A 12,752-nucleotide genomic window follows, 5' to 3' on the forward strand; every position below is an offset into this window, starting at 1 on the left:
CGGAGGCCCGGTCCGCCACGTGAGCGTGCGGTGGACCGGGCCCTCTCCGCATCACGATACGGGAGGGACTTTTGTGGATTAAGGTCTCATTTTATGCGGTGATCACCGCCGATTAGATATAAGCAACTTCGAGCACGTTGATAGAACTCAACACGCTTGTGTCGAAATGTCACCGTTTGCAGCTCAACCGGCCAGCAACGGTGGCCTCTTCCCCCGAAAAAGGAGCAGCCGGAAACATGTCCACCCCCTCTCAACTCTCCCCCCGCCACCGGACGCGCCTCGCCTCCGCGGCCGCCCTGTCGGCCCTGCTGTTGGCCACGGCGTGCGGTTCGGGCGACGACGGCTCCGAAACGGACGCCGAAGGCGCGAACACGGCGGCGGTCATCGACGACGAGCGCTGCCAGGCCAACGAGGCCGCGGGGACCATCACCTACCTCACCGGCTTCCAGTACCAGTCCTCGGTGAGCATCCTGGAGCCCATCGCCGCGCAGGCCCTGGGCTACTTCGACGCCCTGTGCCTGGACGTGGAGATCCAGCCCGGCGACGGCAACACCATCGGCAACGCCCAGACCGTCGCCGCCGGCACCTCCCAGTTCACCTCGCTGGGCAACGAGGCCGAGATCCTCCAGGCCAACAACGCCGGCAGCGACGTCATCGGGGTGGCCACCTACGGCCACGTGCCCATCGCCACCCTGCTGACCGGCCCCGACATCGAGGACCTCACCGACCTCGAAGGCACCACCCTGGGCCACAAGGGCATGCTCCCCGCACCCGTCGAGGCCATGCTCAACGCCGCCGGGGTCGACATGAGCCAGATCGAGCAGGTGGAGGTGGGCTACGACCCCTCCGTCCTGCCCCGCGGCCAGGTGCAGTCCCTGACCGCCTTCCGCTCCAACGAGCCCTTCCAGTTGGAGGCCATGGGCGAGGACTACACCGCCTGGATGCCCGAGGAGTACGACGTCAAGGGCTCCTTCGGCGTGATGGCCACCAGCCCCGACTTCGCCGAGGCCAACCCCACCGCCGTCGAGGACTTCCTGCGCGCCATGTCGCGGGCCTTCGACTACTGCGTCGAGAACGGCCAGGAGTGCGTCGAGTACGCCGCCGAACTCGCCGGGGCCGAGTACGACGTCGACCACAACCTCAAGGTGTGGGAGGCCGAGAGCGCACTGGTCATGGAGTCCACCCCGGACGGCAGCCCGTACGGCTACATCGACCTGGCCCTGACCGAGGCCGAGGGCAGCACCATCGTGGAGTACGGCCAGTTGGAGGAGCTGCCGGAGCTGGAGCCCCTCTTCGCCCCCGAGTACCTGGAGGCCGTCCACTCCGACGGTGAGCTCGTCTGGGAGGAGTGAGCCCGCCCGTTCCGTGAGCCGGGTCCGTCCGCCGGACGGGAACAGGGGCACCGGGGCCCGAGGACCGCATCGCACGCGGCTTCTCGGGCCCCTTTCCCGTTTCGGCGCACCCATCCCGTTGGAAATACGTGACACAACTGATGCCAAGGTGGCACCCGGGGGCTAGGGTGCCTGCTGTGTGAGCCCACGGGCCGGCCACGGGCATCCGCGTGCGGCCTCTGGCGGCGGCATCCCCCACCGTCCTTCACGCCGCCCCGTATCCGACCGCCACCACGCCACCATATACAGTGACCGGTCGGACACTCTGAGCCACTCAGCGGCCACGCCCAAACCAGCCACAGGGCACACCAGCGCTCCGCGAACCGTCCGATTCCGCGGAGCCGTCCCTCCCCCTGCGAAGGAGCAGACCCACATGTCCACCCCCGCCCCCCGATCTCCGAGACGGCATCCGCGCACCGCCTGCGCGGCAGCCGTCTCGGCCGTCCTCCTGGCCACCGCCTGCGGTACGAACGGTGCCGCCGAGACCCCGCAGGAGCCCGAGCGAGCCACCGTGGTCGACGAGGAGCGGTGCGCCACCAACCGTGCCATCGGCACGGTCACCTACCTCACCGGCTACCAGTACCAGTCCTCGGTGAGCATCCTGGAGGCCGTCGCCGCCGACGCCCTCGGCTACTTCGACCGCGTCTGTCTCGACGTCGAGATCGTGCCGGGCAGCGGGGACACGATCGGCAACGCCCGCTCCGTGGCCGACGCCAGCGTGCAGTTCACATCCCTGGGCAACGAGGGCGAGGTCATCCAGGCCAACGAGCAGGGGATCGGCATCGTCGGCATCGCCACCTACGGCCACGTGGGCATCGCGAACCTGATGACCCCGAAGGGGGTCGAAGAGCTCACCGACCTGGAGGGCACCGTCCTCGGCCACAAGGGCATGCTGCCGCCCCCGGTGGCGGCCATGCTGGTGAGCGAGGGGGTGGACCTCGACGAGATCGAACAGGAGCTGGTCGGCTACGACCCCTCCATCCTCCCGGCGGGCGAGGTCGACTCGCTGACCGGCTACCGCTCCAACGAGCCCTTCCTGCTCGACGCCATGGACGCCCAGTTCATCGAGTGGCTGCCCGAGCAGTTCGGGGTGGCGGGCTCCTTCGGCGTGATGGCCACCAGCCCCGACTTCGCCGACGCCCACCCCACTGCCGTCGAGGACTTCCTGCGCGCCATGGCCCAGGCCTTCGAGTACTGCCAGGAGAACGGCAGGGAGTGCGTCGAGTACGCCGCCGCGCTGGACGCGGAGAACCCCGAGAGCTACGGGTACGACGTCGACCACAACCTCCGCATCTGGGACGCCGAGCAGGAACTGGTCAGCAGCTACACCATGGAGGGCAAGCCGCTCGGCTACATCGACCTGAACAAGACCGAGGAGGAGGCCGCCATCCTGGAGGAGTACGGCCAGTTGGAGGAGATCCCCAATCTGGAGCCGTTCTTCCGCCCGGCCTTCATCGAGGCCGTGCACATCGCCGGAGAGGTGAGCTGGCCCGAGGGCGGGTGAGCCCGGTCCGGGGCGGCTCGCGCAGGGCGCGGGCCGCCCCTCGCCGAGTTCCTGCCGGACCTTTGCCCGCCCCCTGAAGTACGGCGCCGCGGGCGGAGAACAGGGCTCAGTCGAGGTCCCTGAGGAGTTCGGCGACCCGCTCGGGCCGCTCGAAGAGGGACAGGTGCCCGGCCCCCTCCAGCACGTGCACGTCGGTGTCGAGGAGGCGGCGGGCCGGGCCGTGCAGCCGCGCCGGGGAGAAGAAGGTGTCGTCGGAGCCCGTGGCGACGAGGACCGGGGTGTCCGACCACGGGCGCAGGCACTCCATGGTGAGGGGGCCCGGGGCCAGGGCGGTCCGGCAGTGCTTGCCGACGAGGGTCATCCACGGCGCGAGCGGGTGTGTGCCGCCGACGGCGCCCGGACCGCTCATCACGTTGAGCAGCCGGGTGCTCTTGCTGTCACGGGGGCCGATCATCCACGGCAGGACCGCCCGCATCACCTCGGGCGCCATCCCGGCCGCGGTGAGGCCCGCGGGGGAGACCAGGACCAGGGCCCTGACCAGGGGCGAGGGCGTTGCGGAGAGGGCGATCGCCGCCCCGAGCGAGTGGCCGACCACGATCACCGGCGTGTCGGTGACCGCAGGCAGGACCTCGTCCAGCCAGGCCCCGTAGGCGGCCGACCGCGGAGCCCTGGGGCGGACCCCGCAACTGAGTCCGGGCTGGCCGGGGACGTCCACCGAGATCACCGTCCGGTCCCGTGACAGGGTCCGGATGGGTCCGACTGCGGTGGCGGTGTTGAAGTTGGTGCCGTTGAGCAGGACGACCGGGGTACCCGTTCCCCCCTCCGCACGGAACGCCCGCGTGCCGCCGAGCCCCGTAGGGATCTCGGGCAGCGACACGGGCCCGGGGGATCGGGCGATCTGGGCCTCACACCAGGAGCGCACACTCTGCGCTCCGGATTCGGTTCGGTAGACGTGCGCCCCGCGCACGTGGGAATCGAGCATCAGACGCCTGGTTTCCGATAGGAGTGTTCAACGCCGACCAGTCTTTCCGGCACTCCTCTTCGGACTGTACGCGGGTGAGGTGTGTCACGCCATACCCGCTCGCGGGTGGCCGCGCGGCAAGGAAAGGGACACCCCTGCGACCCGAGTCACATTTCACTCAGGGAGAACAGGAACATCAAGCACCCACTTCTCGGGTAGGAGTCTCCTGCCGTCGGCCGTTCCACCCCACACACCGGGGGAAGGCACTCGCCGGTGGGCCACATCACGCGAACCGTGCTGGACAGTAGGCCCGATTCGTTAGCATATGATGGCCTTTGCCTGTTATCACAGGGCCGGATGTTCGCTGCCCGAATGCCAGATTCGGTTAGGGTTCGGCGAAGAACCAACCAACCCGTTGGTTCTCATCTCCGGAGCGCGGTCCACCCGACCGTCTCCGGAAGACCGACGGACATCCGCGAAAGACCTGTGAACGTGGCGGGGCGAGGAGCGCCCCGAGAGGTGAGCCGGGAAGACTGGTCGGCGTGTCCCTGACGAGTCACGCCTTGGAGAACCGCACATGAGCATCGACCCGGACGTAAGCCCCACCCCAGAGACCTCGCCGCTCGCCCGTTTCGCCAACGTACTGCGCAGCGACAGCGTCGGGGGCTTCATCCTCATCGGCGCGGCGCTCCTGGCCCTCATCTGGATCAACTCTCCCTTCGGGGAGGTCTACGAGCACCTGCGCGAGATCACGATCGGCCCCCACGCCCTCCACCTCGACCTGAGCCTGGAGACCTGGGCCGCTGACGGACTGCTCGCGGTGTTCTTCTTCGTCGTCGGCAACGAACTCAAGGAGGAGTTCGTCCACGGCGAACTGCGCAACCCGCGGCGCGCCATGCTGCCGATCGTCGCCGCCGTCTGCGGCATGGTCATCCCCGCCGGCATCTACGTGGCGATCAACCTCTCCTCCCCGGAGACCATCGGCGGCTGGGGCATCCCGATGGCCACCGACATCGCCTTCGCCGTGGCGATCCTCGCCGTCGTCGGCCGCAACCTGCCGACCCCGCTGCGCACCTTCCTGCTGACCCTGGCGATCGTGGACGACCTCGGCGCCGTCATCGTCATCGCCGTCTTCTACACCAGCGGCATCAACTTCGTCGCCCTCGGCGCGTCCGCCGTCCTCCTCGCCGTCTTCGCCTACCTCCAGCGCGGCAAGGGGCTGGCCGCCAAGCTCAACGCGTCCGCGCTGCCCAACTGGATCGTCTACGTCCCGCTGGCCGCCGTCATCTGGTTCCTCGTCCACGAGAGCGGTGTCCACGCCACCATCGCCGGTGTGGCCATGGGTCTGCTCATGCGCACCACGACCCTGCCCGGAGAGATCCAGGACCCCAGCCACCGCGTCGAGCACATGCTGCGCCCCTGGTCCGCTGGCCTGGCACTGCCGATCTTCGCCTTCTTCTCCGCGGGCGTGGTCTTCGACAGCATGGGCGCGGTGTTCACCGACCCGGCCGGGCTCGGCATCATTCTCGGCCTGGTGGTCGGCAAGGTTCTCGGGATCGTCGGCGGAGCCTGGGTGACCACCAAGGTGACCGCGGCCGAACTCAACCCCAGCCTGAAGTGGGTCGACCTCGTCGGGATGTCGCTGCTCGCGGGGATCGGCTTCACCGTCTCCCTGCTCATCGCCGAACTCTCCTTCGCCGGGTCGGCCGAGCACCTCACCCACGCCAAGTCGGGTGTGCTGATCGCGTCGCTGATCGCCACCGTGCTGGGCGCGGCCATCCTGAGCATCCGCAACCGGCACTACCGCAAGGTCCCGGCCCCCGCCCCGGCGGGAGGGTCCGGCACCCAGGGCTGACACCGTGCGACGCGGCCCCGCCCACCGGCGCGTGTGGGCGGGGCCGCCGTCACGTCGGCGGTGTGAACCCCTTGCGGGCCTCCGCCACGGCGGGACGCAGGGCGCATCCGGCGGCGTGGTCGTTTACCAGCCCCATTGCCTGCATGAACGCGAACGCGGTCGTCGGCCCGACGAACCTCCAGCCGCGCTTCTTCAGGTCCTTGGACAGCGCCACCGACGCCGGGGAGAGGGTCGCGCTCTGCGGCGGGTCCACCTCGTCGGCCGGGGGCTCGTGGCGCCAGAAGAACGCCGCCAGCGACCCCGCCTCTCTCTGGAGGTCCACCGCCCCGCCGGCGTTGGCGATCACGGCCGCGATCTTGCCCCGGTGCCGGACGATCCCGGCGTCGCCGAGCAGGCGCTCGACGTCCGCCTCATCGAAGCGCGCCACGGCGTGGAAGTCGAACCCGGCGAAGGCCCGGCGGAAGTTCTCCCGCTTGTCCAGGATGGTGCGCCAGCTCAGCCCGGACTGGAAGCCCTCCAGGCTGACCTTCTCGAAGAGCCTCCGGTCGTCGGTGACCGGGAAGCCCCACTCGGTGTCGTGGTAGGCGAGCATCTCCGGCGTGGAGCCGGCCCAGGCGCAGCGGGGACGGCCGTCCGGGGCGGTGAAGAGGTCCATGGTCTCCTCGGTCCTCCAGGCGGAGAGGAAGGCGAGCCGCGAGCCGGTCAGGCTCGGGGCGGATCGGCGTCCTCCTCGGCCTCGCCCTCCGCCATCTGACGAATCACGGCATTGACGAAATAGGAGGACACGTCCATCCCGGCACGGTCCGCGTGCGACCTCACGCGGTCGGCCAGGTCCGGGTCGACACTGATACGGATACGCGCCCTCGCCATACCCACGACGTTATACGTGCGTGAGGACATGTCCGGCGGTCACCCGCACTCACCCCTCCTGGGAGGCCAGGTAGGCGAGCCACCCGCCGTGGCCGGTGATGTCCTCGGCCCCGGCCACGGCGGCGGCCTCGCACCCGAAGCCCACCACCGAACTGCCGTCGGCCAGGGTGACCGAGCCCAGCGCCATCGGCGCGGGCAGCGCGGCCAGGAACGCGCCCAGACCCGCCGGGGAGATCCGCCAGACCTCGCAGCGGATCGCCGCCCCGCCCTCGTCCGCCCGCTGCAAACCGGGTTTGGGCGGTGTGGTGGCCAGCGCGTACATCCGATAGTCCGCGCTGGTCTCCGTCTCCCGTACGAACCGCGCCCCCAGGTCGGTGAGCTGGTGGTTGAGCGACTGCCCGCGCAGGTGCGCCCCGAACACGGCCAGCTCCACGCCCGGTTCCGGGTACACCTCCCCCGCAGTGAGGCCCGTCAGGGCGGCGGCCAGGTCCAGGGCCACCTGGTCCTCGAAGGCCCGGCCGATGAGGGTCACCCCGAAATCGTGCCCGTCCGCCTCCCCCGCGGGAACCGCCACCGCCGACAGGTCCAGCAGGTTCACGAAGTTGGTGTAGGTGCCCATCCGCGAGTTCACCCCCACCGGGTCGGCCGCCACCTCCTCCAGGGTGGGATGGCCGACGGTGGTGGGCAGCATCAGCGCGTCGAACCCGGCCAGCAGTTCGCGCGCGGCCGACCGGTAGGCGGCCAGCCGCTGTTGGTCGGCGGCGAGCGCGGGCGCGGACAGGTCCGCCGCGGCCAGGATGATCCCCGACACCGTGGGGTCGGCCGAATCGGGCTTGCCCTCCAGGAACCCACCCACGGCGGCGTAGCGCTCGGCGACCAGCGCTCCGTCGTAGAGCAGCCGGGCCGCCTCCAGCAGCGGCGCCACGTCCACCTCCTCGATCTCCGCCCCGGTCTCCCGCAGGCGGTCGGCGGCGGCGCGGAAGGACGCGCGTTCGGCGTCGCTGAGCACCGCCAGCCCGTCACCGGTCGGGACGGCCACCCTTCCGGCGCCGCGCGGGGCCAGCCTGGTGTCGGCGGGCCAGGTGCGGCTGTAGGGGTCCTCGGGGTCGGGGCCGGTCATCACCTTGAGCACGGCCGTCGCCGACGCCAGGTCGCGGCCGAACACGGTGACGCAGTCGTAGGGCCTGGCCGCCGGGACCACCCCGGTGGCGGGGACGAGCCCCACCGAGGGCTTGAGCCCCACGATCCCGTGCAGCGCGGCGGGCACCCGGCCCGACCCGGCCGTGTCGGTGCCCAGGGCCGCGTCGGCGATGCCCAGGGCGACGGCGACCGCCGACCCCGAACTGGAGCCGCCGGAGATCCGCTCGGGGCGGTGCGCGTGGCGGACCGCCCCGTAGGGGCTGCGCGTGCCGACCAGACCGGTGGCGAACTGGTCCAGGTTGGTCTTGCCGAGCACCAGGGCTCCGGCCGCCGCCAGCCGCCGCACCGCCGTGGCGCTGCGCACGGGTGTGTAGGCGTACTCCTCGCACGCCGCCGTGGTGGGCAGACCGGCCACGTCGATGTTGTCCTTGACGGCGACGAGCACGCCCGCCAGCGGCAGGTCCTCCCCCGCCGCGAGGCGCTCCTCCACCGCCTCGGCCTCCAGGACCACGTCCGCCTCGGGACGCAGGGTGACCCAGACCTCGGGGCGGTCGGCCGCCGCGATCCTGCGGTAGGCCTCGTGGACGCGGTCGGTCGGGGTGGGCATCAGGCGTCTCCTCCTCGCGTAATGACGGCCATGGCACGCCCGGGATCGAGGTGCTGGCCCGGTGCGACCAGGATGTCGGAGACCGTTCCCGCGCAGGGGGCCCGGACCACCACTTCCAGTTTCATGGCCTCCAGGACGACGACGGGCTGCCCCTCCTCGACGGTGTCGCCGGGGCGGACGTCCACCTTCCACACCGAGGCGGACAGGGGCGACTCCACCAGGCCCGCGCCGGGCGGCAGGTCCAGTGCCCCGGTGTCCGCCACGGGTTCGGGCTCGGGGCGGTCCTCGAACTCGCCCGCCGCCTCCCACCGCTGCCGCTCGGCCTCGAAGGCGGCGTCCTGGCGCTGGCGGAAGGCCCGGATGGAGTCGGCGTTCTCGGCGAGGAAGCGCTCGTGGTCGGCGAGGACGAACTCGCCGTCGCTGATCTCCAGCTCGTGGCGTCCGGCAAGGAGGTCGGCGCGGATGTCCAACAGCTCCTCCTTCTCCACCGGATACCAGGTGAGCCGGTCGAAGAACCGCAGCAGCCAGGGGGTTCCCGGTTCGAAGGGCCCGTACTGGCGCAGGCCCGACCAGATGGGCACGGTGCGGCCGATGAGCTGGTAGCCGCCGGGGCTCTCCATGCCGTACACGCACAGGTAGGCGCCGCCGATCCCCACCCCGGCCTCCGGCGTCCAGGTGCGCGCCGGGCTGTACTTGGTGGTCACCAGCCGGTGGCGCGGGTCGAGCGGGGTGGCGGCGGGCGCGCCCAGGTACACGTCGCCCAGGCCCAGCACCAGGTAGGAGGCGTCAAAGACGGTGTCGCGCACCTGCTCCACCGTGTCGAGGCCGTTGATGCGGCGGATGAACTCGATGTTGTCGGGGTTCCAGGGGGCGTCGTCGCGCACGCTCGTCTCGTAGCGGCTGATCGCCTCGTGGATGGACGGGTCGTCGAAGGACAGCGGCAGGTGCAGGGTGCGGCTGGGCACCCGCAGGCGGGAGGTGGGCGGCAGTCCCTCCTCGATCTCCTGGAGGAGGCCGAGCAGCGAGCGCAGCGGCAGCACCTCGGGGTCGGTGTGCAAGTGCAGGGAGCGCACACCCGGGGTGACGTCGACGATGCCCTTCGGGGCGGCCTCGGCCAGCGCGGCCATGAGCGCGTGGACGCGCATGCGCATCCCCAGGTCCAGCACCATGGGTCCGTACTCGACGAGCAGGTTGTCGTGGCCGCTGCGGCGGTAGGTGACCTCGGGGGTGCCCTCGCCGGGCAGGGTCCGCGCGAGGACCCCGTCGTCGCCGTCGGCGCCGCTGGAGCGCAGCAGCGGCGCGGCCGTCGGGGTGGTGTGCAGCTTCTCCGCGGCGGCCTCGGTCACCGGGTGGAACCGGACGGTGTCGCCGGGGCGCAGTTGGCCGACCTTCCACCGGGATCCGGTGACCACGGTGACGGGGCAGACGAACCCGCCGAGGCTGGGGCCGTCGGGGCCCATGAGGACCGGGGTGTCACCGGACAGGTTGACCGCGCCGACGGAGTAGGCGTTGTCGTGAATGTTGGAGGGGTGCAGCCCGGCCTGGCCGCCGTCGGGACGGGCCCAGCTCTGCTTGGGGCCGGAGAGGCGGACGCCGTTGCGGGCGGACTGGGGGTGCACCTTCCAGGAGGCGGCGTAGAAGTCGGCCAGGCCCTGGCGGGTGAGGAACTCGGGGGCGGCGTGCGGGCCCTCGGAGACCTCGACGTCCCAGTGCGCGCCGGTGCCCTCCCCCGCCTCGACGGGGGCAGGGAAGTCGGGGCGGTCGGCTTCGGGGACCGGGCGCGGGTCCGGAGCTCCGGTGCCGGGGGCGGCGGGGCGGAGCACGTCGCCGAGCCGGAGGGCACGCCCGCTGTGGCCGCCGTACTCACCGGCGGTGAACGTGGCGGCGCTGCCGAGGTAGGCGGGCACGTCCAGGCCGCCGCGGACGAGCACGTAGGTGCGCATGCCGGGGCCGTCGGCAAACCCGACGTCGAGCACACCGCCGCCCGGTACCTCCACCGGCTCCCACTGCGGCACCGGCTCCCCGTTGAGGGTGACGCGGGCGGGCGCGCCGGTGACGCACACCGTCGTCGGTGCGCTGAACCGCAGTGCGGGCCCTTCGACGGTGCACTCCAGGCCAGGGGCGCCCTCGGGGTTGCCCAGCGCGCTGTTGCCCAGCCGGAAGGACAGGTCGTCCATGGGCCCCGACGGTGGGATGCCCACCTGCCAGTAGCCGGTGCGGGCGGGCCAGTCCTGCACGGTGGTGAGGGTTCCGGCGCGCTCGGCCTCGATCCGCGGCTCCGGATCGCCGACACCGGAACAGGTGGCGGTGGTGTGGGCGGCCGCTCGGACCTCCGGATGCGCGGTCAGGGCACGCAGCAGGCCCAGGTTGGTCTGGACGCCGTCGATCCGCGTCTCGGCCAGGGCCGCGCCGAGCCGGTCCAGGGCCTGGGCCCGGTCCGCTCCAGTGGCGATGACCTTGGCGAGCATGGGGTCGTAGTCGCTGGTGACGCGCTGGCCGGTCTCCACCCAGCCGTCGACGCGCACCCCGGCGGGCGCCTCCACCCGGGTGAGCAGGCCGGAGCTGGGCCGGAAGTCGTGTGCGGGGTCCTCGGCGTACACGCGGGCCTCGACGGCGTGGCCGGTCGGCGCCGGCCCCTCCGGGGGGACGCCGTCGAGGACGTCCTCACCGCGCGCCAGCCGCAGCATCCACGCGACCAGGTCGACCCCGGTCACCTCCTCGGTCACCGGGTGCTCCACCTGGAGCCGGGTGTTGACCTCCAGGAAGGACGCCTCACCGCGGTCGACGTCGTAGACGAACTCCACCGTTCCGGCGCTGCGGTAGGCGGCCTCGGCGCACAGCGCGCGGGCGGTGCGGTGGAGTTCGGCGCGCAGGTCCCCGGGCAGGTCGGGGGCGGGCGCCTCCTCCACCACCTTCTGGTTGCGGCGCTGGAGGGAGCAGTCGCGGTCCCCGAGGGTGACGACGCGGCCGGCACCGTCGCCGAAGACCTGCACCTCGACGTGGCGGGCGCGGGGGACGAAGCGTTCGAGGAACACGCCGCCCCCGCCGAAGTGGGTCTTCGCCAGTCGGCTCACCCGGTCGAAGGCGGAGCGCAGCGCGGCCTCGTCGTCGCAGGGCAGCAGGCCGATCCCGCCGCCCCCGGCGGTCGATTTGAGGATGACCGGATATCCGATGTCCTCCGCCGCGGCGACGGCGGCACCGGCGTCGGAGAGGATTCCGCTGCCCGCCACCATGGGCAGCCCGGCAGCGGCGGCAGCCGCGCGGGCGGTGTGCTTGTCGCCGAACTCCTCTAGGTGGCGGGGCTGGGGGCCGACGAACACCAGGCCCGCAGCCTCGACCGCGCGGGCGAAGGCGGCGTTCTCGGACAGGAAGCCGTAGCCGGGGTGGACGGCGCCGGCCCCGGTGGCGGCGGCCGCGCCGAGCACGCGCGCGGTGTTCAGGTAGCTCTCGGCGGCCGGTGCGGGGCCGAGTCGGACGGCCTCGTCGGCGAGCCGGGTGTGCGGCGCGCCCGCGTCGGCGTCGGAGTAGACGGCGACGGTGCGCAGGCCCAGGTCCCGGGCGGAGCGGATGACGCGGCAGGCGATCTCACCGCGGTTGGCGACGAGCACGGAGTCGAACATGGTGGCTCTCCTTACCCCCCGGTTCCGGGGTGCCGGGAAGCGGGCTGGTGTCACAGGGTGTCGGCGTGGAGCGCCATCTGGGTCAGGGCGCGTTGGGCGCGTTCGAGGACCACCTCCATGGAGGCGCCCACGTGTTCGTGCAGGGCGCGGTAGGCGGCGTCGAGCGCACCGTCGAGGAGGAGTTCGACGATGTCGATGTGCTCGGTGATGGTGGAGGTGATCCGGTCCTCGGTCAGGAAGTCGTACATGCGCACGCGGCGGATGCGGTGGTTGACGGAGACGAGGGACTCGGTGAGGGCGCGGTTGCCGGAGGCGCGGGAGAGGGCGGCGTGGAACTCCTCGTCCAGGAGGACGAACGAGGGGTCGGGGACGGGAGGGTCGGCACGCAGTTTCTCCCAGCGTTCGAGCTCGGCGGTGAGGACGGCGCGGTCGTGGGTGAGGCCAGGGTCCTCGATGACGCGGGCGATGCCCCGCAGTTCGAGGGTGACCCGGAGTTCGTAGAGGTCGCGGAGCTCGGGGAGGTTGGGGACGGTGACGTAGAAGCCGTTCTCGCGGCGCTCGACGAGGCCGTCGGAATGCAGGCGGGCGAGGGCCTCGCGCACGGGGGTGCGGGAGACGCCGAAGTGCTCGGCCAGGCGGACCTCGCCCAGGCGGGTGCGGGGGGTGACCCGCCCGCTCAGGACCTCCTCGCGCAACTGCACATAGACCCGGTCACGGCGCGAGGCCGCGGGTTCCAGGCGTGTATACAGCGGTGTGTCCATGGGTTCGACGGTAGAAAGAGCGTGTTTCGGTGGTTCTGTCCGC

At 71.7% G+C, this 12,752-nt stretch carries 9 protein-coding genes; 3 read left to right on the forward strand and 6 right to left on the reverse strand.

Going from position 1 to position 12,752, the window contains the following annotated elements:
• Positions 1–236: 236 nt before the first annotated feature.
• Together ACFHWE_RS03150 and ACFHWE_RS03155 are read left to right on the forward strand one after the other, a co-directional pair.
• Positions 237–1,352, forward strand: coding sequence for an ABC transporter substrate-binding protein (locus ACFHWE_RS03150; protein ID WP_416599022.1), 1,116 nt, complete (start codon positions 237–239; stop codon positions 1,350–1,352).
• Between the two features lie 412 nt (positions 1,353–1,764).
• Positions 1,765–2,895: an ABC transporter substrate-binding protein gene (locus ACFHWE_RS03155; protein WP_416599024.1), complete on the forward strand. Its 1,131-nt coding sequence runs from the start codon at positions 1,765–1,767 to the stop codon at positions 2,893–2,895.
• Between the two features lie 106 nt (positions 2,896–3,001).
• Here the strand turns inward: ACFHWE_RS03155 and ACFHWE_RS03160 are convergent, their stop codons facing one another.
• Entirely contained in the window at positions 3,002–3,877 is an 876-nt protein-coding gene (locus ACFHWE_RS03160; protein ID WP_416599026.1) for an alpha/beta fold hydrolase, read from the reverse strand.
• Positions 3,878–4,433: 556 nt separating this feature from the next.
• Here ACFHWE_RS03160 and nhaA point away from each other — a divergent pair.
• The gene (gene nhaA / locus ACFHWE_RS03165; protein WP_416599028.1) at positions 4,434–5,711 is read left to right on the forward strand and encodes a Na+/H+ antiporter NhaA; all 1,278 of its coding nucleotides are present in this window, start codon (positions 4,434–4,436) and stop codon (positions 5,709–5,711) included.
• Between the two features lie 49 nt (positions 5,712–5,760).
• Here nhaA and ACFHWE_RS03170 read toward each other — a convergent pair whose 3' ends face one another.
• Genes ACFHWE_RS03170 through ACFHWE_RS03190 form a run of 5 tightly spaced genes read right to left on the reverse strand, consistent with a single transcriptional unit; the run spans position 5,761 to position 12,709 of the window.
• Positions 5,761–6,366 carry a DNA-3-methyladenine glycosylase I gene (locus ACFHWE_RS03170; protein ID WP_416599029.1) on the reverse strand — a complete coding sequence of 202 codons (606 nt, stop codon included), beginning with the start codon at positions 6,364–6,366 and terminating at the stop codon, positions 5,761–5,763.
• 47 nt (positions 6,367–6,413) lie between these two features.
• Positions 6,414–6,581, reverse strand: coding sequence for a hypothetical protein (locus ACFHWE_RS03175; protein WP_416599031.1), 168 nt, complete (start codon positions 6,579–6,581; stop codon positions 6,414–6,416).
• Positions 6,582–6,630: 49 nt separating this feature from the next.
• Complete coding sequence (gene atzF / locus ACFHWE_RS03180; RefSeq protein ID WP_416599033.1) at positions 6,631–8,328, reverse strand: allophanate hydrolase; 1,698 nt, start codon at positions 8,326–8,328, stop codon at positions 6,631–6,633.
• Positions 8,328–11,948 carry an urea carboxylase gene (gene uca / locus ACFHWE_RS03185; protein ID WP_416599034.1) on the reverse strand — a complete coding sequence of 1,207 codons (3,621 nt, stop codon included), beginning with the start codon at positions 11,946–11,948 and terminating at the stop codon, positions 8,328–8,330. The genes atzF and uca overlap by 1 nt, the downstream gene beginning before the upstream one ends.
• A 50-nt stretch (positions 11,949–11,998) precedes the next feature.
• Entirely contained in the window at positions 11,999–12,709 is a 711-nt protein-coding gene (locus ACFHWE_RS03190; RefSeq protein WP_416599035.1) for a GntR family transcriptional regulator, read from the reverse strand.
• Between the last annotated feature and the right edge of the window lie 43 nt (positions 12,710–12,752).

Source organism: Nocardiopsis sp. LOL_012 (genome assembly GCF_048060475.1).
Classification (GTDB): domain Bacteria; phylum Actinomycetota; class Actinomycetes; order Streptosporangiales; family Streptosporangiaceae; genus Nocardiopsis.